At 69.5% G+C, this 23058-nt stretch carries 15 protein-coding genes; 8 read left to right on the top strand and 7 right to left on the bottom strand.

Translation table 11 applies throughout. The annotated features are described in order from the left end of the window. Positions 1 to 15 precede the first annotated feature (15 nt). The 8 genes from AC1VNM_RS08790 to AC1VNM_RS08755 all read left to right on the top strand — a co-directional run bounded on the left by AC1VNM_RS08790 (position 16) and on the right by AC1VNM_RS08755 (position 9344). Complete coding sequence (locus tag AC1VNM_RS08790; RefSeq protein ID WP_483106624.1) at positions 16 to 1308, top strand: TRAP transporter large permease; 1293 nt, start codon at positions 16 to 18, stop codon at positions 1306 to 1308. Between the two features lie 46 nt (positions 1309 to 1354). Continuing rightward, positions 1355 to 2395, top strand: a complete 1041-nt coding sequence (locus AC1VNM_RS08785; protein ID WP_483106623.1) for a TRAP transporter substrate-binding protein — start codon at positions 1355 to 1357, stop codon at positions 2393 to 2395. Between the two features lie 182 nt (positions 2396 to 2577). Beyond that, entirely contained in the window at positions 2578 to 3429 is an 852-nt protein-coding gene (locus AC1VNM_RS08780; protein WP_483106622.1) for a substrate-binding periplasmic protein, read from the top strand. Positions 3430 to 3555: 126 nt separating this feature from the next. Then, positions 3556 to 4881: a hypothetical protein gene (locus AC1VNM_RS08775; protein ID WP_483106621.1), complete on the top strand. Its 1326-nt coding sequence runs from the start codon at positions 3556 to 3558 to the stop codon at positions 4879 to 4881. A 49-nt stretch (positions 4882 to 4930) separates the two neighbouring features. Then, positions 4931 to 6103, top strand: coding sequence for a patatin-like phospholipase family protein (locus tag AC1VNM_RS08770; RefSeq protein ID WP_483106620.1), 1173 nt, complete (start codon positions 4931 to 4933; stop codon positions 6101 to 6103). A 181-nt stretch (positions 6104 to 6284) separates the two neighbouring features. Next, on the top strand, positions 6285 to 7301 hold the full coding sequence (locus AC1VNM_RS08765; protein ID WP_377154796.1) for a phospholipase C/P1 nuclease family protein: 1017 nt from the start codon (positions 6285 to 6287) through the stop codon (positions 7299 to 7301). Next, the gene (locus AC1VNM_RS08760; protein ID WP_483106619.1) at positions 7298 to 8680 is read left to right on the top strand and encodes a hypothetical protein; all 1383 of its coding nucleotides are present in this window, start codon (positions 7298 to 7300) and stop codon (positions 8678 to 8680) included. Before AC1VNM_RS08765 ends, AC1VNM_RS08760 begins: the two co-directional genes overlap by 4 nt. Next, positions 8670 to 9344 carry a hypothetical protein gene (locus AC1VNM_RS08755; RefSeq protein WP_483106618.1) on the top strand — a complete coding sequence of 225 codons (675 nt, stop codon included), beginning with the start codon at positions 8670 to 8672 and terminating at the stop codon, positions 9342 to 9344. Before AC1VNM_RS08760 ends, AC1VNM_RS08755 begins: the two co-directional genes overlap by 11 nt. 127 nt (positions 9345 to 9471) lie before the next feature. Here AC1VNM_RS08755 and AC1VNM_RS08750 read toward each other — a convergent pair whose 3' ends face one another. From AC1VNM_RS08750 to AC1VNM_RS08720, 7 genes are all read right to left on the bottom strand, one after another. Then, positions 9472 to 9696 carry a hypothetical protein gene (locus tag AC1VNM_RS08750; protein ID WP_377154799.1) on the bottom strand — a complete coding sequence of 75 codons (225 nt, stop codon included), beginning with the start codon at positions 9694 to 9696 and terminating at the stop codon, positions 9472 to 9474. A gap of 210 nt (positions 9697 to 9906) precedes the next feature. Beyond that, on the bottom strand, positions 9907 to 11481 hold the full coding sequence (locus AC1VNM_RS08745; protein ID WP_483106617.1) for a methyl-accepting chemotaxis protein: 1575 nt from the start codon (positions 11479 to 11481) through the stop codon (positions 9907 to 9909). Positions 11482 to 11659: 178 nt separating this feature from the next. After that, the gene (locus AC1VNM_RS08740) at positions 11660 to 12667 is read right to left on the bottom strand and encodes a hypothetical protein (RefSeq protein WP_431103875.1); all 1008 of its coding nucleotides are present in this window, start codon (positions 12665 to 12667) and stop codon (positions 11660 to 11662) included. A gap of 72 nt (positions 12668 to 12739) precedes the next feature. Beyond that, on the bottom strand, positions 12740 to 13510 hold the full coding sequence (locus AC1VNM_RS08735) for a DUF5672 family protein (protein ID WP_377154802.1): 771 nt from the start codon (positions 13508 to 13510) through the stop codon (positions 12740 to 12742). Between the two features lies 1 nt (position 13511). Beyond that, positions 13512 to 14633: a glycosyltransferase family 4 protein gene (locus AC1VNM_RS08730; protein WP_483106616.1), complete on the bottom strand. Its 1122-nt coding sequence runs from the start codon at positions 14631 to 14633 to the stop codon at positions 13512 to 13514. 245 nt (positions 14634 to 14878) lie between these two features. Beyond that, positions 14879 to 18337 (bottom strand): hypothetical protein, encoded by a 3459-nt coding sequence (locus AC1VNM_RS08725; protein WP_483106615.1) that lies wholly within the window; start codon positions 18335 to 18337, stop codon positions 14879 to 14881. A gap of 176 nt (positions 18338 to 18513) precedes the next feature. Then, complete coding sequence (locus AC1VNM_RS08720) at positions 18514 to 22989, bottom strand: hypothetical protein (protein WP_483106614.1); 4476 nt, start codon at positions 22987 to 22989, stop codon at positions 18514 to 18516. Positions 22990 to 23058 lie beyond the last annotated feature (69 nt).

Here is a 23058-nt window from a genome sequence, read left to right as displayed (position 1 = left end):
CAGGGTGCACCGATCATGAGCAACGAAGCACTCGCCTTCATCGTCTTCTCCGTCGGCATGCTGCTGCTGATGGGTCTGGGCATCCCGATGGCCTTCGCGCTGGTGCTGACCGGCGCCGGCATGGCCTGGGCGCTCGACTTCTGGGACACCCAGCTGCTGGCGCAGAACCTCGTCGCCGGCATCGACAGCTTCCCGCTGCTGGCCGTCCCGTTCTTCATCCTCGCCGGTGAGCTGATGAACGCCGGCGGCATCAGCCGGCGCATCATCGAGATGGCGCAGGCCTGGGTCGGCCACATCCGCGGCGGGCTCGGCTTCGTCGCCATCGGCGCCGCCGTCCTGATGGCCAGCATGAGCGGCTCCGCACTCGCCGACACCGCCGCGCTCGCCACCATCCTGCTGCCGATGATGCAACGCCACGGTTATCCGATGGGGACCTCCGCCGGCCTGATCGCCTCGGGCGGCATCATCGCGCCCATCATCCCGCCGTCCATGCCCTTCGTGATCTACGGCGTGACGACCAACACCTCGATCTCCGCGCTCTTCGTCTCGGGCATCGTGCCGGGCCTGGTGATGGGCCTGGGCCTGCTGATCGCGTGGAAGCTGCAGCTGCGCAAGATCGATCTGCCGCCGGGCACGCCGATGCCGATGGCCGACCGGCTCAAGGCCACCGCCAAGGCGTTCTTTGCGCTGCTGATGCCGTTGATCATCATCGGCGGCATGAAGACGGGCATCTTCACGCCCACCGAGGCCGCCGTGGTGGCCGCCTTCTACGCCCTGGTCGTCAGCTTCGCGGTGCACCGCGAGATGAGCCTGCGCGACCTGCACGGCGTGCTGGTGCGCGCGGCCAAGACGACGGCGATCGTGATGTTCCTGTGCGCCGGCGCGCAGGTCGCGAGCTACATGATCACGCTGGCGGACCTGCCGGGCGTGCTGACCGGCTGGCTCGGCGGCCTGATCGATTCGCCGCGGCTGCTGATGGCGCTGATGATGCTGATCCTTGTCGTCATCGGCACCGCGCTGGACCTGACGCCGACCATCCTGATCTTCGCCCCGGTGATGCTGCCCATCGCCGTCAAGGCCGGCATCGACCCGGTCTACTTCGGCCTGATGTTCGTGCTCAACGGCGCCATCGGCCTGATCACGCCGCCGGTGGGCACGGTGCTCAATGTCGTGGCCGGCGTCGGCCGGCTGTCGATGCACCAGGTCATCAAGGGCGTGAACCCGTTCCTGATCACGTATGCGCTGATCCTCGCGATGTTCACCGCGTTCCCCGAACTCGTGACCGCGCCCATCAAGTGGATGCGCTGAGCCCGTCGAGCTTCCCGTCGAGACCCGTTCCCCCAAGGAGACAAGCATGAGCCTGAAGAGCCTGAACACCCGCCGCAACATCCTGGCCGTCGCGACGGCGCTGAGCGCCGCGATGCTGGCCGCCGCGCTGCCCGCGCAGGCCGCCGACATCAAGCCGCGCCTGATCCGCTTCGGCTACGGCCTGGCGGAGAACAGCAACCAGGGCCGCGCGGTGAAGGTCTTCGCCGACGAGGTGAACAAGCTCTCCGGCGGCAAGATGAAGATCCGCGCGATCGGCGGCGCCGCGCTCGGACCGGACACGCAGATGCAGCAGGCGCTGATCGGCGGCGCGCAGGAGATGATGGTCGGCTCGACCGCGACGCTGGTCGGCATCGCCAAGGAGATGGCGCTGTGGGACACGCCCTTCCTCGTCAACAACGTCCGCGAGGCCGACGCGCTGCTGGACGGTCCGGTCGGCGACAAGGTCAAGGCCAAGCTCACCGACAAGGGCCTGGTGGGCCTCGTCTACTGGGAGAACGGCTTCCGCAACCTGACCAATAGCAAGCATGCGGTCAACAAGCTGGAAGACCTGAACGGCATCAAGCTGCGCGTGATGCAGAACGCCGTGTTCCTGGACAGCTTCAAGCAGTTGGGCGCGAATGCGGTGCCGCTGCCGTATTCGGAGCTGTTCACGGCGCTGGAGACCAATGCGGTCGACGGCCAGGAGAACCCGTACAACACCATCCTGTCGGCCAAGTTCTACGAGGTGCAGAAGTACCTGACGGTGACGAACCACGTCTACAGCCCGTGGATCGTGACGGTGTCGAAGAAGTTCTGGGACGGCCTGTCCAAGGACGAGCAGGCGGTGCTGCAGCAGGCCGCTGTGAAGAGCCGCGACTTCGAGCGCAAGGACACGCGCGACGAGGCCGCCAAGGCGCTGGCCGAGCTCAAGACCAAGGGCATGGCCGTCAATGAACTGAGCCCCGCCGAGATCGCGCGCATGCGCGACAAGCTGACCCGCGTGAACGCGGGCGTCGCGACGCAGGTGGGCATGGACCTGTGGAACGAAACGCAGGCCCAACTGGCGAAGTTGCGCGGCGGCAAGTGAGCGCGTGACGCGCACGATGCGCATGACGCGCATGACGCGCAGGTGACAGCGCGGCTCGGTGTTTTCCCCGGCTGCGTCTGCGCACGAATGCGCATCGCCGCCGTGGCTTTCGTCTCCACGCGAAAGAGACGTTTCGTTACCGCCGCCTATCATGGACCGGACATTTCCTTCCTGATTCGCGGATGCATCGACGACATCTGACCCTGGCGGGTCTGGCCTGGTTGGGCGGCGCACGGGCCGCTGGCCGCGCCACCCTGCCGACTCCGGCCCTCGGGCCGGGGCCGGCGTCGACACCGCCCACGCCGATCTCGGCGACTCCGGCCACGGCGTCGTCCGGCGGCACGCCGTCCGCGTCGCTGCGCCTGCTGAGCGAGGAATTCCCGCCGATCAACTTCACCGAGGCCGGCCAGCCGCGCGGGCTCTCCGTCGACATCGTGCAGGCGATCCAGAAGCGGCTCGGCCAGTCGCTGCCGATCGAGTTCATGCCCTGGGCCCGCGCGTTCCGCGAGGCGCAGGACGGCCCGCCGGCGGCGCTGTTCGCGATGGCCCGCATCCCCGAGCGCGAGAAGCTGTTCCAGTGGGTCGGCCCGATCGTCACCTTCCAGAGCACCTTCTATGCGAAGGCCGGCAGCGGCATCCGGCTGCGCTCGCTGGCCGAGGCGAAGCTGGCGGCCAGGGTGCTGGTCGTGCGGGACTGGTACACGCTGACGCAGCTCCAGTCGGCCGGCTTCCACAACCTGCAGCAGATCAGCGATCCGATCCAGGGGGTGCGGATGCTGGCCGCCGGCCGGGCGCCGCTGTTCGCGGCGGAGAAGCTGTCGATGCCGCAAACGCTGGTGCAGGCGGGCGTCGCGCGCGACGCGTTGGAGGAAGTCTTCAGCTTCGCGGCGAGCGAGGGCTACATCGCGTTCTCCCGCAGCACGCCGATGGGGACGGTCCACGCGTGGCAGTCGCAGCTCAACGAGCTCAAGCGCGACGGCACGTTCCAGGCGATCTACAAGCGCTGGCTGCCGACCGACGCGCCGCCGAAGTAGCGCAGGGCGCTCTCGCCGCATTTCCCGGCAACTTGTCACGGCATCGCGTCCTGCCGCTGTTCGAGCGTGGATCTCAAACGGCGCGTTTTCGAACTGTCCTGTCATGCGAACACTTCGGCATGACCAATGAAATTCACTTCTCTTGGCGCGGCGGGCGACCCGGCATCGGCTTCGGACAACGACATGGCCATGGCGTCGGCCACGGACCCCAGCCGGGGTCCGAGCGTCGCCGGAAGCCAGCATGTCCTCGGCGTGGACTTCTCACAGTCCCGTCGTCTGAAGCCGGCAAACAGTCCGATCGCCTTTCAGCCAGGGGAGGAACTTGGACGTCTGCCCCAGATGCCCGCATCCGGCGATGCGCGGCACCTGATCGGCGAGGTCGCGGCGGCGTTGGGGCAGAGCCTGCTGGAGCGTTATGACTGGGATCGACCGGTCGCCATCGACTCAAAAGCCGTGGCGACGTTGCTCAAGTCTCCGCACGTTCAGGGCAAGCAGGATGTGCAATGGGAATTGAAGGCGGATGCGCGGGCGGACAAGGTCCTGCTCGTGGCCCGGTCTGGCGGCAAGCCGGTGGCGCAGGCGTCCGTGCTGGATTTGAGCAAGATTCCCCCGGGGATGGTGATCCTCTGTCTGGAACCCGATGACAACCAGATAAAAACGGCGCAGGGCCGCTTGACGGACCGCTACAACGCGGGAGGGCACACGCTAGGTTGCCTCAGCGTGCCGGAGCATTTGAAACACCATGCCGCTGCCGTAAGACCTCTGCACGGGTTGCCTTCCCAGTCGCGCATCATGCTCGTCGGTCATGGAAAGGGGCGACCGGATCGTGATCCAAACACGCCCTTCTCGATCGGTGAATTGGCCCACATGAACGTCCGCCAGATTGCGGATCGATTGGCGAAAGACGGCCTGCAGCAGAGCTTTGCCGGCACGCTGTACCTGGAGAGCTGCGGCAGCGGATCGGGCTTCGGCGACGGGTCGAGTTTTGCGCAATCGCTTCAGGCTGAGCTGTTCAAGCGAGGATATCGGCAAGCCTGCGTCGCGGGGCTGCCCGGCAAGACCCACCTTTGGGAATCGGGGCAGAACGAGTCCCAAGTCGATGCGCTGTCCACAGACGTCAACATCGCGTTGCAACAGTCGAAGCGCACCGTCGGAAACCTGAAGGAGACGCGCCAGCAGCACTCGGAATCCCTGACCACGGGCAAGCTGACCTCGGGTGGTCGACGTCAGGATCAGGTGACGCAATCGCTCACGGCCGCATTGAACAAGGAGAAGAAGCACATCGCCGCACTGAAAACCCTGAAGGGACTGGTCAACCGCGGTCTCAAGAAGGGGGAGACGGACGCGCAGCGACGCGACAAGATCCTAGCCAGCTCCGGCGTGCTCAATTGGTGGGGACGACTCGGGCCCGGGGCGTCGAAGCCGAAACCGCCCAAGGCCTCGAAGGGCTAAGGCCCAAGCGCGGCGGCTTATATTCCATGCGACCCCGAGAAAGGTTCGCATGGCTTCGTCCTCGCTTGTTTCCAAGTCCCACCGCCGTCCCAGCCTGGATCTCGCCCTGCAGGGCGGCGGCTCCCATGGCGCCTTCACCTGGGGCGTGCTGGACCGGCTGCTCGAGGACGGCTCGCTGAGCATCGACGGCGTGTCCGGCACCAGCGCCGGCGCGATGAACGCGGCGGTCATGGCGACCGGCTTCGCACAGGGCGGCGCGCTGGGCGCGCGGCAGGCGCTGTCGCGGTTCTGGCAGGACGTCTCCGGTGTGCCCGCGTGTTTCGGCGTCGTGGGGGAGATGAAGGGCCTGACGGACACCGCGCGGCTCGAGACGCCCGCCTGGGTCTTCAATCGCAGCGCGTGGCCGGGGATGGCCGCCTGGGACGCGTGGTTGCGGCTGTGGAGCCCGTATCAGCTCAACCCCTTCAACCTCGATCCCCTGCGGGACATCGTCCGCCGTCACGTCGACATCGACGCCGTGCACGCAGGACCGGTCAAGGTGTTCGTCACCGCGACCTCGGTGCGCACCGGGCAGCCGCGCGTGTTCAGCGGCGACGACCTGAGCATCGAGGCGCTGATGGCCTCGGCCTGCCTACCGCACAGCGCGCAGACGGTCGTCATCGACGGCGAGCCGTTCTGGGACGGCGGCTACTCGGGCAATCCGGCGCTGTGGCCGCTGGTCTACGGCACCGGGTCGGACGACGTGCTGCTGGTCCAGATCAACCCGCGCCAGCACGACGGGATCCCGCGCACGTCCGCCGAGATCGACGACCGCATCAATGAGATCACCTTCAACGCGAGCCTGGTGGCCGAGCTTCGGGCGATCCACTTCGTGCAGAGGCTGCTGCGCGACCAGCGCGTCGATCCCACGCGCTACAAGCAGATGCGACTGCACCGCGTGGCCGACGAGGGCGGGCTGGCGCAGTTCGGCGCATCCAGCAAACTCAACACCGATCCGCGGCTGCTGACGACGCTGTTCGGCCTCGGCCGCGCGGCCGCCGACGGCTGGCTGACCACGTGCGCGCAGCACGTCGGCCACGAGAGCACGCTGGACATCGGCGAGGTGTTCCTGGCCAACCGGGTCCGCAATGCGCGGCCGGCGATCAAGCCGCCGACGAAGGCCGTCGACAAGACGGTCGACAAGGCGGTCGGCAAGCTCATGGGAAAACCGGGCAAGTCCTGACCCCGCGATCCCCGGCCGCACCCCGGCCGCATCCGGGCCCACGTCCCGGCGCCTGGGGACAGGGAGAACCCCGGCGTCGCACGAATTCTTCACCGGATCGTCATGCGTTTCCCCGAACATCCGTCCCCATATGTCGACGTGCGGAAAGCACGCGGTTTTCGGGACCATCAGGGAGACTTCGATGCGATCCATCCTGCTTCTGACCGCCGTGGCGGCGGGCCTCGTCCATCAGACCGAGGCCAACGCCTTCGCCCAGGACACCCACAAGCGCATCGCCATCGATGCGGTCCGCTACATGCAGCGGCATGCGGACAGCACCAACTACGCGAAGCTGCTGGCCGGCGTGACGCGCGCGGGCTACACGATCGACCAGTTCGCCGAGCAACTGGGCCAGGGCGCGTATGACGTCGACGACTTCGCCGACACCTACCTCTGCGGCGCGGTGACCGGCGATTGCGTCCTCGCGCCGGTCTGGGGCCTCGGGTCGGGGATCGTCAACTACACGTCCTACTGGCATTTCCAGAATCGCACGCAGGGGCCGGACGTCCACGGCAATCCCTTCGGCGGCTACAACTACGCCAGGCTCACGGTCAAGGGCGACATCGACGACCTCGCCGCGGCGTGGCTGGTCGGCGACCACCTCGACGACGGCAAGGGCGGCATGAAGGGCTGGTTCAGCGACGGCAGCAAGTACAACTCGTACGGACTGACCGAAGCCAACTACCGCCAGGGCGGTTCGTCGAGCGCGTCGATGTACGCGGACTTCGAGAAGGCTCCGTTCCAGCCGATCGACAACCTCGGCCAGTACTGGTGGTCGCAGTTCCTGGCGCGGCCCACGGTGCAGAGCCTGGGCTTCGTGATGCACACGACCGACCTGCTGCAGCCGCATCACACCTGGACGACGTCGGCGCTCAACCACTCCGGCTGGGAGACCTGGGTCAAGGACTACTACGACAGCGAGACGCTGAACGCCGATGCGCTCGTCACCACGGCGCTGGGCAGCTACACGCCGCTGGCCCCGACCGCCGCCGACATCCGGCCGCTGCTGCGCCAGGGCGGTCAGATCTCTTACAGCCGCGGCGGGCAGGTGCTGTCGACGACCGATCACGCGGTCCGTCGCGACGTGGGGCGCGTCGTCGTGCCCCATGCGATCGCGATGGTCGTCCACCTGCTGAATCGCGCGGCCGAGCGGCTGTGAAGGCGCGAGGCTCGCGCGCCACGGCGGCGACCGTGGCCGCGCTGGCGCTCGCGTTCGGCGCGCCGTTGCTGCCGGTGAGCGGTGGCATCGCGGCGACGACGGTCGAGGCGCATGCCGCATCGTCCTGGATCGCCCGCGTCGGCGGCGACACGATCCCGCGTCGTCCGACCGAGGCGCTGCTCATGCTCGCCCGCCGCGAGCAGCCGGACCTGACGCTGCAGGAACTGGCGCGCCAGCTCGCGATCGATCTGCTGATGGGCGACGCGGCCTCGCGCGAGGTCGGCGACGCGGCGCTGTTCGCGAGCAGGCGGGTGGCCTTCGCGCCCGAGGTCGACGTGCGACGCCAATGGCTCGCGACCTTGCAGCAGGTCTGGCCCGAGCGGATCGAGCGCGACTGGCAATCGGCGGCACCGGCCTTGCCGTCGACAGTCGACGCCCGCGCGTGGCAGGCGCTCGGGTCGGGCGGGCAGGGCGACCGCCTGCGGATGGACGAGGACCTGGACGACGCGCAGCGCGAGGGCGCGACGCGCCTCGTGCTGCTGCGACATCGCGGGTTCGGCGGCGGACCGGCCGGCGCGATCACGCTGGCCGATGTCTGGCCGTTGCAGAACGTGCAGGGCCGTCGCCTCTTGCGCGCGGGCGATCTCGACTTTGCGCGGGCCCAGGCGCGGCAGTTGCTGCGGGAACGCTTCGTCGAGGCCTGGTTGCATCGCAGCAGCGGCTGGAGCGAGGCCGAGCTCGACTTCGTCCGCCGGGTCATCGAAGCCAGGCAACGCAAGCTCGCCTGGCAACGCTGGCAGGGACTGACGGGCGATCCGCATGGGGACGCACCGCCTCGGGACGCGCTGGCGGCGGCGGTGACCGCGGAGGAGATCGCCGCGTACTACCGCGCGCATCTGGATCGTTTCGAGCGCCTGGAGTCCGTCGAGGGGCTGCGCCTGCGCTGCGTGCCTGCCGGGTGCGGGGAGGATGCACAGGGGCAGGACCTGCGGGGGCGGCCGGGAGTGGCGCCGGTCGAATGGCGCCTCGGTGATCCCAGGCCCACGGCCGGTATCGACGCATGGGTGCTCGACCTGTTGCAGGCGTGGCCCGCGGGCCCCGCTTCACCGCCGATACGGCACCCCGATGGCGAGGGTTGGGAACGGGTGCAGGCGCTGTCGGTGAAACGCGGTCATCATCCCGCCGACAGCGAGACCGTCCGGCACGAGGCGCGGCAGGCCGTGGCGCTGCAGAAGTTGGAAGCGCGCTGGCGGCAACGGCAGGTCGAGCTGCTGGCATCCGCCGGCTTGCAGTGGGCGCCGGGCATCGCGGCGCCCGATGCGCCGTTCGATCCGCAACGGCTGATGCCTGCGGGCGGGGAGCACGGACATGCGCACTGAACCCTGGCAGCGGCAACGCGACGCCCGAGGTGTCCGGCGACGCGGTCGCATCGATCTGAAGGTCGCGGCGGCGGTCGCATTGGCGCTCGCGGGCGCCCTGGTCGCCTGGATCGCCGCCGGTCGCTCCTCCGGCATCAGCGAGACCGCGCCTCAGGCGCTCGCGGCGCCACCGCCGGCCTCTGCCTCGGCGGCCATCCGGACGGGTGAGGGCGAGGAACTGGCCATGCGCGCTGCGGGTGGCTCGCCGACGTCCGGCGAGCTCTCCGCAACGGTGACCGTCGCATCGGCCTCGGCGCCGGCGTCCTCATCGGGCACGGAAGTCCCGGCGGCATGGAGCCTCGCGGACACGCGCATCGCCGGCGACGATCGCGCGCCACCGATCCAGAGGTCGGCGGCGGAGGCGGCAACGCCAGCGTGGCAACTTGACGATCATCAGGCCTACACGCGCCGCGAGCAGGATCGGCATCAAGCGGTGCAGCGCGCCTTCGTCGATGCCGCCGACCGCGAGCTGCCGCTGCTCGACCAGCAAATCGAGCAGGGCCGCGCGATGGGCGTGTCACCGGAGCAGCTCGCCAAGGGCGAAGAGAAGCGGCGTCGCATCGCGGAGATGCGCGCGCGGATGCAGGCAGACCTGGCCGCGAGCGCGCCCGCGCCCGCGCCCTGACGCGTCGGCGCCCGCGCACGCGCAAGGGCCGCCGACCTCGGCGCCATTTACGTCGCCATTTACGTCGCCATTCACGGCGCCATTCACAGCGCCATTCACAGCGCTATTCGCGATGCCCGGCGAAGGGTCAGGTGATGCGCCGGAAGCGCAACTCCTCGATGAGCGCGTCGTCGCCGACGGTGCTCACGCGTTGCGCGACGACCTCGGCCCGGCCGTCGGCGGCAAGCTGATGGATCTCGCGCGCCGCGCTGTCGAAGACCAGCGGATGCTCCAGGGCGGAGCCGGCGTGCGGCAGATCGACGAGCTCCCCGGGCGCGGAGTCGAGGAACATCGTCATGGCGATCGAACTCATGCTGGACCTCACGAGTTGGCTGAACACCCGCAGACTCTATAAGGCATCGCAGCAGGTTCAATGTCGATCGCATCAGGTTTCCGCGCTGGCGTCCGGCGTTCGCACCGACGGCCCTTGTGCACCTGATTGAAGCCGGGCTGGAACGAAAAACGGGAGCCTGATCGGCTCCCGCTTCGGTTTTGTCGACGGCCGACAGGCCGGGACTGACCCTCAGGCGCCCGCCATCCCGCGCACCTTGAACCGCGCGATCGCTTGCGTCAGCGCCATCGCCTGCTGGCGCAGACTCTCCGCCGCGGCGGCGCTCTCCTCGACCAGCGCCGCGTTCTGCTGCGTGCCGCGGTCGATCGCCGCCACCGCCTCGTTGACCTGCACGATGCCGTGCGTCTGCTGGTCGGTGGAGGCGCTGATCTCGCCCATCAGGTCGGTGACCTTGCGGACTTGCGTCAGCACCTGGTCCATCGTGCGACCCGCTTCCTGCACCTGCACGGCGCCGGCGTCGACCGTCGCGGCCGAGTCCGAGATCAGCGTTTTGATCTCCTTGGCCGCCTGCGCGCTGCGCTGCGCCAGCGCCCGCACCTCGCTGGCCACGACCGCGAAGCCGCGGCCCTGCTCGCCGGCCCGTGCCGCCTCGACGGCCGCGTTCAGGGCGAGGATGTTGGTCTGGAACGCGATGCCGTCGATCACGCTGGTGATGTCGCTGATCCGCTTGCTGGAGCCGGTAATGGCTTCCATCGTCGTCATGACACGGTGCACTACCGCGCCGCCTTGACCCGCGACCTGCGCCGCGGCGTCGGCCAGGCCCGTCGCCTTGCGCGAGGACTCGGCGTTGACCTGCACCGTCTCGGTCATCTGCGCCATCGAGGACGCCGTCTCCTGCAGCGCGCTGGCCTGGGTCTCGGTGCGGCTGGACAGGTCCTGGTTGCCGCTGGCGATCTGCGTCGACGCCGTGGCGATGCCGTCCGCGGCCTGGCGCACGTTGGTGACCATCGTCGACAGGTTGCCGCTCATGGCCTTCAGCGCCGTCAGCAACTGGCTCAGTTCGTCGCGGCCGTCGACCTGGATCTCGTCGCGCAGGTCGCCGTCGGCCACCGATTGCGCGACCTTGATCGCACGGTTCAGCGGCGTCGTCACCGCGCGGCTGATCAGCCAGCCCAGCAGGCCGGCCACCGCCGCCGACAGCACGGCCGTGGTGACCAGCATCATCCGGTCGGTCGCGAAGAGTTCGGCCGCTGCCTGGGTCTCCGTGGCGGAACGCTCGTCCTCATAACGGATGAAGTCGTCGGTGGCCGTCAGCAGCGCTGCCAGCAGCGGGCGGCATTCCGCGTTCATCTTGGTGACGGCGTCGTCGCGCTTGCCGTCGTTGGCCAGGCCGACGATCGTCAGGGCGACCTTGCCGTACTGGGCCTCGATCCCGGCGACCTTGTCGAAGAGGGTCCGGTCCTGGGGCGTCGCGTCCTGCGCGGCGGCCAGGTGCGATTTCAGCTGCGCGAGCGACCGTTGCACCGCTTCATGGGATCTGGTGACGGCGTCGAGCTCGGTGGCGCGGTCCTGCGGCGTCGTCACGAGCACCAGGTTGCGCGCCGCGATGGCGCGCGACTTCGCGGCCGACTGCACGGCGATCACCAGCCGTTCGCGGGCGGCGACGCCCTGCAGGTAGTCATCGACGCGCGAGCTCGACTGGTTCAGCCAGTGCAGCGCCGCGCCGGACACGGCGGCGACGATGACCGCCATGACGCCGAATCCCGCCCACAACTTGGTCTTGACCTTGAGGCCTGAGAAGTTCATTTGTGTTCCCCCTGATGGATGCCGGAACCCGTGCTTGCAGTCCCGCTCTCATCTTCGGCGCTGGGCCGCCGTTTCTCAATTGGCGTGCCGCCGAATCGCGTGTGCTGCGATCACCTACATCCGGGGAGGGAGGCGGGACGGGATCGGTGGAAACCCGATCCTGTCAGCGCCGGCGGGCTCAGGCGCCGAAGGCGTGCGCCAGGCCGGCGACCTCGCGCTCGAAGATCATCCGCTCGCGCTGTACCGCCTGCCGGGCGGGACGCGAGAGCTCGAGGTAGAGCGGGAAGTCGCGCATCAGCCCGTGCGCGCCGGCGAAGACCTGGTCGACCTGGTCCGGCTTGAAGTAGCACTCGTCGGGCAGCGCATAGTCGCGGGCCGCGCCGACATCCAGCGCGAAGACGCAGCAGTCGCGCATCAGCGCCTCGCGCGCCAGGCGGTCCTTGCCCGGGAAGGTGCCCAGGTCGATGAAGAGCCGGCTGCGCCCCAGCGCCTCGTAGACCTGCGCCCGCGTCAGGCCGCGGATCAGGTGGACCTTGCAGCCGTTCTCCGCCTCCAGCCGCGCCGCGATCGCGCCGACGTCGTAGACGACCTTGTGGTTGGCGTTGAGCGCGATGTCCGTCTTGGCGGCGGTGTCGAAGACCGGCTCGCCATCGGCGGGCGTCGGCTTGGCCGGCGTGTAGTCCGACAGCGGCAGCGTGCGCAGGCAGCCCAACGCGCGGATCACGTCGTGCGCATAACCGGACTGGTAGGTGTGCAGCACCCGCTCGCTGCGCAGCAGGTTCATGTTGATCTTGTTGACCGACAGGTATTCGAAGGCGTTGTCGATGCTCAGCCACCAGACCATCGGCGTGCAGGGCTGGAAGTAGCGCAGCCAGTGCACGTAGGTCTCGGCCAGGACGACGCAGGTGTCGGGCGTCATCGCGATCTCCTCGGCCAGCCGCACCTGGTACTTCTGGTAGTCGGCCACGGTGTTCGGCCGCGGCTGCAGCTTCAGCGCCGTGCCTGCCGTCAGGCCGTTGCGGCGGAAGAGGTCGTCGATCGCGGGCAGGTCGGTCGGCAGCACGTACCAGACGCGCGCGTCGTGCCCCTGGCGGATCAGCGAGTCCGACAGCTGGTGCAACGCCTCCGGGCCGCCGGTCTGCACGCCGTGGGGGATCAGGATGACGATCTGCTTCTTCGCGTTCATGGGGAGGCTTTCAGGAGGTCTCGGATCGTTGTTGTCGTCGCCGTCATCGTCGTCGGGGCGGGCGCGCGCGGTTCAGCCTAGAGCCGCCAGCCGCGCCTGCAGCTTCTGCGCCGCGGCCGGCGAGACCGCCTGCAGCCCGGGCAGCAGGAAGCCGCTGCGGGTCTTGACGATGCGGTCGGAGAGGTGGTCCAGCAGGAAGTCGGGCATCTCGCGGTAGACGCTGGGCAGATGGAAGATGCCGTGGAAGCCGAAGGTCGGGTAGGGCACCGCCGGGAACTCGACCGAGAAGTGCGAGGCGATCGCCTTGGGCGCGAAGCGGCAGCCGGCGCGCTCGAGCGTGTCGCGCATCGTGCGGCAGATGTAGAGGTCTTCGGCCTCGGTGGGATCCGGGTAGTCGAGCTGCGCGACCGCGTGGACTAGCCGCTTGGAGCGCCACGAGAAGCCGCCGTTGCCGACCTCGTTGACCTCGTAGTTGGGCCAGGGCGCGCCGATGTAGTCGTAGTGCAGGAAGTGCGGCGAGAACTGGTCGGCGTTGAGCACGAAGCCGTCGTACTGGATCACCAGCACATGGTCCGCGCTGAGGTGCCGGGCCAGTTCCTGGGTGATCAGCAGGTTGTATTCGGTGATCGAGCGCAGCGTCGGCACCGGGATCACCGGCAGGCCGGGCCAGAGCTCGGGCTTGTCCGAGTAGATCAGCACCTGGCTGAAGGGCAGGCCCTGCTGCTCCATCGCCCGCATGCTGTGCAGCAGCGCCTGCCGCGCCAGCACATGCAGGTCGGTGTCGACGATGGCGACGGCGATGCTCGGCTTCGTGGCGCCGAGCGTGGCGGAGGGCGCGCTCATGTCACAACAGGTCCAGCAGCTGCTTCGTCACCGTGGCCCACGAGAAACGCTTCTCCAGCCGCTGGCGGGCCGCCTCGCGGCGCGGGGCGGGGGTCAGGCGTTGCTCGACGACCTGCAGCATCGCTTCGCGCAGGTCCTCCAGGTCGGGGACGACGAAGGCACCCACCGGCTGCGGCGCATCGGCGTCGGTGCCGGGACGGCTGTGCAGGCGATGGCAGAGCTCGGGCGGCGTGAAGTCATCGGTGGCGCCGCCGCCGCTGACGATCACGTGCGTGCCGCACCCCATCGCCTCCAGCACCGGCAGGTTGAAGCCCTCGGCGCGGTAGGGCGAGACGTAGGCGTCGGACAGCGCGTACAACGAGCGCAGCTGCGGCAGGTTGAGGCTGGTCGACAGGATGGAGATGCCGTCCCGCACCTGCGGCGTGTTCAGCTGCGGCGCGCGTGCCGCGAGTTCGGCGAAGACGCGCTCCACGCCGATGCCGTACAGGCCCTGGTGGTCCTTGAGGATCAGCCGCACCGGCAGGCCTTGCAGCCGCAGCTCGGCGAAGGCCAGCAGCAGCAGGTCGATGCCCTTGTTCCAGGTCGCGACGCCGACGTTGGTGAAGACGGTCTCGTGCGGCAACATGCCCAGCGCCGCGCGCGCGGTCTGGCGCTGCTCCGGCGTCATCGGGAAGAAGGTGTCGGTCTTGTAGCCGTGCGGGACGACCAGGACCTTGTCCGCGTCGAAGCCGTAGTCGACCAGTCGGGCCTTGGACCAGCGGGTCGGCGTCACGACGATGTCCTCGCCCTGCGTCAGCGCGGACGGCGCCATCTCGGGCGGGTCGAAGCTCTTGCCCGACAGGCCGAATTCGGTGACCACGAAAGTGGCGTTGCGACGCGCGGCGACCGCATCGCCCAGGCGCACCGGCGACGCGATGCGCAGGCGCACGTCCATCACGCGATCGCCGGGATCGGGCAGGCCGTCGATGATGGCCCGCTCCTCGGGCGCGAAGCCGGAGTCCAGCTTGCTCTTGTCCCAGTGCGGCATGAAGAAGGGCGCGTCCTTGTGGAACAGCTCGAACCGCGGGTCCTTCACCATCTCCAGGATCTGGTTCTGGTTGACCATCGCGATGGAGTGGTTCACTCCCCGCCAGCCCTCGATGCACAGTGTTTTCAACGCGGAATCCCCTTTGGATGCTCAGGTCGGGCACCCGCGCGGGCGCCGTCCTTCCCATCGATCTTTGAGCCATTGTGTCGCGCCGTGGGCGCGGCCATGCCAGGATAAGGGGGACAGGGAGCGGTCAACTCTTCGCGGTGAGCGGGGGCTCGCGTCGTCGCTTCCCGAGGCCCGTGCCGGCGGCGGGGCACGGTGGGGGAAGGCGGCGCGATTCAGTGCGCCATGGCCATCGTGTCGTGCATCGTCGAGTCGGAGAAGGCCGGGATCGCGGACAGACGCGCTTCGTGCGGCCGGCTGGACGCGGGGTTGCCTGGTGTCGCGCCCGGGCGAGGGGGGACGTCCAGCGCGAGCAGGATCTTCCCGCCCACGGCCGTCCGGATGCTGCCGCCCAGGGCCAGGCGGCCGCCGCCGAGCAGCCGGTCCGCGCCGTCGCCGTGGCCGCTGCCCGGCTGCATCGTGACGCTGGCGTCCACGCCGCCGGACCAGGCCGCCGCGGCCTGCATCGGCTGGACCACGTCCATGCCCGCCGGCAGCCAGTGGGCGGGGTTCGCCACATGGGCGGCGATCCTGCGCTGGAGGTCTTCTACCTGATCGAGGGCGCCCGGATCCTGCGGCACGCCCGGTGGCAGGGGCCGCTGCAGCACCGCGAGCCGGTCCATGCAGGCGTTGATCACCTCCGCGGCCTCGGTCGTCAGCGTCTGATGTTCGCGGTAGACCCGCGAGCCGGCGGCGCGCAGGTTGACCAACCTGTCCATGAACTCGTCGTACTGCTCGTCTCCGCCGCGGGGCCGGCCGTCGGGGCCGCGGGCGTCCAGCGCGGCGACCCATCGCGCACGCTGGGCATTCATCGCCTGGATGAAGTCTTCACGGACGCCGAACTCCCGGTCGCGGCTCGAGAGTTCCGGTCGAAGCCGGCCCCCCTCGGTGACGAGGCGCACGAGACCGTTCTGCGACTGGATCACCACCTCCGTCTCGACGCCGACCCGATGGCGTCCGAACACGGCGATGCTGCGGCCGGACGGCGTGGTGAACGCGGGGCTGCTGATGCCCAGCCCCGCGCCCACGCGCAGCGCACTGCGCGACCCTTGCTCCGCCTGCATGCTGCGGGCCGTGCCGGCCGCGTCCCGCGTCCCCTTGCGGTCGAACAGGGTGCGCTTCAGGCTGATGCCCGCCGAGGCCGAGACGGCGACGCCGGGCGCCAGCGTCGCGGAGGCCGTCGCATCGAGGGTCACGGACACGTCCGCCGTGACCGCCTTGCCCTCGTTCCAGCCGAACGAGATGTCGCGGTAGTCGCCCAGCTTGTCCACCAGCTGTGCCCACATGGCGCCGCCGTGGGCGGGGCGGTCGGCCTTGTCCCGATCGGCGATCTGGAAGATCGAATTGATCACGAGTTCGTTCATCCGCTGCCAGTCGGTGGACTGGAGTCCGGCGGTCTGGCCGGCCGACAGGGCCTCGTGGTCACGCCCCGCCTTGCGGGTGCGGATCATCAGCCCCCGCGAGACCAGGTGCGATCCGCCGATCCGGGCCATGGCCTGGGCGGAGACACCGGCGATCGGACCGGCTTCCGCGCCGGCCCGCACACCCGCCCCGACGGCACCGCTCAGCTTGCGTTCGCTGCCGAGGTAGAGCGTTCCGGTCCCGGCGATGCCGGCCTTGAACACCGCGGTGCGGGAATGCTCGGCGCCGACCTCCACCACCGGCGTGATGCCGACGCCCACCCCGCCCAGGCCGCCGATCTTCGCAAGGCCGTACCCCGCCGTCACGCCGATGCCATGACGGCGGCTGTCGCTGTAGGTGCCGAGGCGACCTCGGGTGACGGCGTTCATCACCTGACGCAGGATGTCGCGCCGCTCGGCCGGCGATGCGGCTTCGAAGATGTGCTGGAGGCGCTTCGCATCCTGGCGCGTGTCCATTTCGCCTTGCGGGGTCTTGATGGTGGCGGCCGTCTCGATGGGGCCGGCCTTCAGCAAGGTTTCCAGCGGCGACTTGCCTTTGCCGGCCAGATGTCGTTGCAGCAGGCGTATCGGCAGCCGGGCCTTGTGCATCGCCGTCGGCAGGTCGCCGTGGGGCGTCTTGCAGGCCAGGTCGATGTAGGTGATGAACTTGCGCAGGCGCTTGGCCATCAGATGGAAGTCCGAGCCCTGACCGCTGGTCGTGAAGCCGTTGCGCAAGGCGACGTAGGCCGGTTTGAGGTCGCGATGCTGCTCGCCCTGGCCGGGTGCGCGCCGGAGATTGTCCGTGGCGTAGAGGAAGGCCTGGGCAGCGAGCGTGGCGGGATGTTCCGGCTCGTGCGGCCCCCGGGGACGACGGCGCGCGTTGCCGGTGCCGAGACGGCCCGGATCGAGCAGTTCGCGCCGCTGCGGGTGGGCGTCGAGCGCGGCGCGGATGTCGGCCATCGACTGGGTGCCGCCCACGTCGAGACCCGCGGCGAGCAAGGCCTCCTCGGCATGGAGTCCGAGCTGGTAGTACTCGATCGCCTCCTCGGCATGGCCGAGGTGCGGATCGCCGGGCCGCGGCAGCGCGAGGCCCTGCAGGTCGAGCAGCGCCTGGAAGCCGCCGGCCGTCACCGCCAGCGCGCGCCGCGCCGCGTGCGTCATGCGCGCGACGGCCGGCGAGGCTGTGCCCAGGTCGGCCAAGGGGGGCGTGGGGCCATCGGAGCCGCGGGTGCACAGGTCGTCCAGCGCCGGCGGCGTCTCCAGGCGCAGACGCTGGTAGACCTGCGAGGCCTGCACCGGATCCGCGGTGACGGAGCGGAGTACCGTGGCGATCAGCAGGGATTGCTCGTAGCGCAGCGGGTGACCGTCGGGTCGCCGGCCGGGGTCCGGGTTCGGGTGGTCGAGCAGCGTGGCCGCGAGCCGGATCGTGGCGAGCCGCGTCGATGGCGAGGCTGCAGGGAACATCCGCTCGATCTCGGCGTTGAAGTCGACCGCGCTGCCGGCGGCGGCTGGCGCTGCAGCTCGACGGCCGTTGTCGACGCCGTCCTGCCCGGTGGCGAGCGGCGATCCTTTCGTCAGTTCCTGTCCCACGCCGTGGGCGGCGGCATCGACGAGGCGATCGACGGCCTTCAATCCGCGCTCGCTGGCGGTGGTCGTGGCCTGGAAGATCCGGGGACGTTCTTCCAACGAAGGCTCGGACGTCGAGTTGCTGCGGGACAGGTTGAGCGGCCCGATGACGAGCTCGACACGCGGCACCGCCGTGCGCAGCCGCAGCGCGTCGAGCGGACCGCGCAGTCGATCCATGAACCGCGGCTTGGGCGCCGGGTCGGCGCCACCCGGCGGAAGCGGCGGCGGCTGGAGCGCTTCGGCCATCATGTCCGACGCCTGCGCATCGGTGGCGGTCTGCAGGCAGGTGAGTTCGTCTGTGGCCTGTCGCTGCGCCGCAAGCGCGGCGGCGGATGACGCGTCGATGCGTGCCAGCATCCGCGCATGGGCGCTGGCGGCGAGGGCGGCGGCGCGCTCGATCTCGGGGTCGACGGGAGGACGCTGGATCGAGGCGGCGGTTCGATGTCGGGAAAGCAGCCCCGATGGTCGAACCCGGGACGAGGGCAGGAGCTTGGTCCGGTCGTCGGCCGCAGGCGGCGGCGATCCTGCAGTCTCGGACGTCGCCACCGCCGCCGCGGTGTCGACAGGCGTGGCGCTGCGGGGGCTCCATCCAAAGAAACTGATCGGCATCGTCGTGTTCCATGGCGAGACCACGCGCCGAACGTCCCGGACCACTGTCGGATCGCCCTACATCGACGCGTAGCGGTCTGATGACGGGACAGTGCCGAGGTTGTCGTTCGCGGTTCGTTCGCGAACGGCGAAACCGGGCGAGAGGCGGACGTATTGCGGGACGCCCGCGAGCGCGGTCAGAGCAAGGGCGTGCTGCCGTTGTTCTCGTCGTCCTGGCGCTTCAGGGCGGCCAGCGTCGTGTGCGTCACGGCCGCATGGGCGAGCGCGTCCGTCCCCGTCGGGACGGCGGCCGGCGTCGATCCCGACGCCCCCTCGGAGAGCAGCGCGGTCTCCGAAGTCTTCGGCGACGCGAGCAGTTCCGACGCCGCCGGCAGGGGCGTGGCCGCATCCGCCGTGGTCCCGCCGCCGTCCGCCGTCTTCGAGAACCAGACGTCGCCCATCTGGTGCGTGACGCCGTCCGCGGTCTTGTAGCCGGAGATCAGCCCGATCAGGTTGCCGTGATCGACGGTCGAGGTCGACCGGGCGTTCAGGTCCAGCTCGACGATGCCCAGCTCCGTCAGGGACTTGAGTTCGCCCACATCGGTCTTGCCGTTGCCGTTGGCGTCGGCCCAGATCCGCAACTGGCTGAAGCCGGCGTCGAGCGCGTTGAGGGCATGGTCGCCGTTGGCGTCCAGAGCCTGCATCGCCTCGTAGCCGTTGGCCGCGTGCTTGCCGTTGGCCAGCATGGTGCCGGTGCCGAAGAGTTCCCCGCCGGAGTCGATCTGCCCGTTGCCGTTCAGGTCGCGAGCCAGCAGGCCGTTGCCCTGCGCCATCCATCCCCATTGCTGGGCGTGGCCGGTGTTGTTCATGTCGAAGCTGACGCCCTGCGCCGCGGACACCGTCCCGAGGCCGTGGCCGTCGAGGTTGAGCATGATCGGCGTGGCCAGGAACAGCGCGTCCAGCTGCGCGCCGGACATCGCATGGATGGTCTCGGTGCTGAACGCCATCACCTGGTCCATGCTGAGCGCGGCCAGGTCGCGGGTCTCGAAGCCCACGATCGCGTCGCTGCCGATCGCATGGATCTGGTCCACCGTCAGCGCCTTGGCCTGATCGCGGCTCAGCGCGGTCAGGTCGTCGCTGGACATCGTGGCGAAGGCCTCGGACGTGATCGCCGCGAGTTGCTGCGTCGTCAGCGCGGCGACCTGCCGGCTGTCGAGCGCCTCGATCGCGTCGGAATTCATCGCCGCGATCGCCTCGGTGTGCAAGGCGCGCAGCGTCTGCGTCGTCAGCCCGTGGATCTGGTCCGAGCCCAAGGCCGCGAAGACGTCCGTGGACAGCGCGTTCAGCGTCGCCGTGCCCAGCGCCCGGAAGGCCGTCGAGGTCAGCGCCGCGTAGTCCTCGGTGCCGAAGCCGCTCAATTGCGAGCCGGTCATTTCAACCAGCTGCGTGCTGGTCATCGCATGGACCTGATCGGTGGACAGCGCCGCGAAGTCGCCGGCGTCCATCACCCGGATCGCCCGACCCGGCAGCAGCGCCACATCCTGCGCGTCCAGCGCGGCGATCTGGTCGCTGGTCCATGCCAGGACCTGCACGTTCGTCAGGCCCAGGACCTGTGCCGTGCCGAGCGCCTGGATCTGCTCCGTGTGCATCGCCGCCGCCTGCTGGAAGGTCAGCGAACCGACCTGGTCCGGCCGCAGCGCCGCGATCTGATCGGTGTTGAACAGCGCGATCTGGTCGGAGCCCATCGCCTTCAGCGCCGTGGTGTGCAGGACGGCGAGGTCCTGCGTCTCCAGCGCGGCGATCTGCGTGCCGCTGAGCGCCGCGAGCTGCGACGACCGCAAGGCCGCGAACTGCAGCGTCGTCAGCGCCGCCAGCGCCGTGGGGTCCAGGGCCGCGATCTGCAGCGACGTCAACGCCGCGACCTGCCTGGCCGAGAGCGCGGCGATCTGGTCCAGGTCCAGCGAGCCGAACTGGTCGCTGCTCAGGCCCAGCAGCGCCTGCGAGCCCAGGCTCGCGAGCTGCGCGGTGCTCAGGTGGTCGATCTGGTCCGCGGTCAGTCCCAGCAGCTGCTTCGAGCTGAGCGCCGCCAACTGCGCGCTGCTCAGCGAGGCGATGCTGTCGACGTTCATCGCGCCGAGCTGGGCGGAGGTCAGTCCCAGCAGCGCCCGCGTATTCAGGCCGACGACGTCCTGGAACTCGAGCTGACTGATCTGGTCGGTCGTGAAGGCCGCCAGCTGTTTCGACGAGAACACCGAGAACTGGGCCGAGTCCAGCGCGTTCAGGTCGGCCTGCTCCATCGCCGACAACTGGGTGGTCGTCAGCGAGGCGACCTGGTTGGTGCGCATGGCCGCGAACTGTTCGGGCACGAGGGCATTGAGCTGATCGGTGGTGAAGCTCTGCAGTGCCTGCACGCTCAGTCCGCGCACGCCGTCGGTGGAGAGCGCGTCGATCTGCGACGGCGTCAATGCGGCGACCTGACCGGTGCCCAGCAGCGCCGTCTGCGCGCTGCCGAGGGCGCCGACCTGCTCGCGGCTCAGCACGTGGATCTGGTCGGTCGTCAGCGCGGTCAGGTAGATCGGCTTGACGCCGGCGAGCAACTCGGGCGCCAGGGCGCCGATCTCGTCGGTGGAGATCGCCGCCAGCTGGAACGAGGTCAGCGCAGCGAAATGGGCCGAACCCAGCGCGTTGAAGCTGTCGTGGTCGAGGCTGCGCACCTGGGCCGTGCTCAGCGCGGCCAGTTGGCCGTCGCGCAGCATGGCGACGCCGGTCGGCCCGAGGGCGTCCAACTGGTCCGCGGTGAGACCGCGGATCGCCAGCGTGGAGATCGCCTGCAACGCCTGCGGAGACAGGACCTGCAGCTGGCCGGCAGTCAGCGCGCCGATCTGGGCCGCGTTGAGCGCGCCCGTCTGCGAGGTGCTGAAGGCGGCCACCAGGTTGATGTCCAGCGCCTGCACCTGCGCGCTGCTCAGCGAGCGGATCACCGATGCGTTCAGCGCGCCGAAGTCCTCGGGCTCGAGTTGCGAGACCTGATCGGTCGTCAGGCCGCGGAACTGCGCCGACGTGAAGGCGGCGAACTGCGCCGACGTCAGCGTGTTCAGGTCCTCCACCGTCATCGCGGACAACTGGGCCGTGGTGAGCGCGCGGATCTGCGCGCTGGTCAGCGCCTGCAGCTGGTCGGAGTTCAGCACGTCGAGCTGGTGATCGGTCAGCGTCGCGATCACGCGCGTCGTCAGCGCCTGGATCGCGCCGGTGCCGAGCGCGGACAGCTGTTCGTCGCTCAGGTCGCGCAGCTGCGTCGTCGACAGCGACGCGGTCTGGGCGCCGCTCAGCGCGGCGAGCTGCTCCGAGCTCAGCGACGCGAGCTGCGCCGGCGTCAGCCCCCGCAAGGTCGCGCTGCTGAGCGCGGCGAGGTCCTCGGTCGTCAGCGAATGGAACTGGTCCGGCGTCAGCGACTGCAGCTGCTTGGAGTTCAGCGCCGCGATCTGTCCGGTCGACAGCGCGGCGAGGTCGTCGGTGTCGAACGCGGCCAGCTGGCGCGTCGTCAGCATGGCGATCTGCACCGTCTTCAGCGCGCCGAGCTGCTCGGCGCTCATCGCGCCCAGCACTTCGGGCTTCAAGCCCACGAGCGCGCTGCTGCTCAGCAGCCGCAGTTCATCGGTGCTGAAGGCCGGCAGCTGAGCGCTGCCCAGGCCGATCAACTGGGTCGAGGTCAGGCTCTGCACCTGACGCGAGCTCAGCGCGTCGACCTGGTCGGAAGACAGCGCGGCCAGCTGTTGCGAGTTCAGCGCGCGCAGACCCTTGGTGCCGATGGCGGCGAGGTCCTCGCCCTCGAGCGCCGCGACCTGCGTGGTGCTCAGCGATTTGATCTGCAGCGTGTTGAGCGCGCCGGCCTGCTCGGTCGTCAGCGCCACGAGGGCGTCGGTGCTCAGCGTGCGGAACTGCTGGCTGGTCAGCGCGGCGATCTGCCGGCTGTCCAGCGACTGCACGGCGTCGGAAGAGAGGTGCGACACGGCGGCGGTGCTGAGGCCGCGCACCGCGCCCGTGGTCAGCGCCTGCAACGCGTCGGTGCTCAGCGCGCTGAGCTGTTCGCCGCTCAGGCCCTTGGTCTGGTTGCCGCGCAGCGCGCCGATCTGGGCGGTGTCGAAGGCGTTGAGCTGGTCCACGCTCAGCGCGCCGATCTGCACCGTGTTCAGCACCTGCATCGAGGCGGTGCTGAAGACGGCCACCTCGTCGGTGGTCAGCATGCCGATCTGCTGACTGCCCAGGCCGCGCACCTGCACCGACGACAGCGCCGCGATCTGCGTGCTGTCGAGCGCGGTGAACTGGTCGCTGTCCATGCGGCGCAGCCGGTCCACGGTCAGGGCCGGGATCTGCGTCGTGGTCAGCGCGTGGATCTGGTCGGTGGTCAGCGCCGCGAGCGAAGCCGTCGTCAGCGTGCGGATCGCGGCGGTGTTGATCGCCTGGACGTCCTGCAGCTCCATCGCCGAGAGCTGTCCCGAGGCGAGGTAGTTGAGCTGGCGGGCCGACAGCGCGGAGACCTGGACCGTCGTCAGCGCCACCACCTGCTCGGCGGTCAGCAAGGCCCACTCCGACCCCGTCAGCGTCGCGAGCTGCGTGGTGGTGAGCGCTGCGATCTCCGCGGGAGTGAGCGAACCGACGTCGAAGGTGGCCATGCGGGAAAGGAGAGTACTTCTGAAACCTGGCGGTCTGTCGTTTGCGGCCGCTCGACACGCGTCGCGTGG

It is taken from the genome of Mitsuaria sp. MSU3D (assembly GCF_056867975.1).
This window is presented reverse-complemented; position numbering and strand designations above follow the sequence as displayed.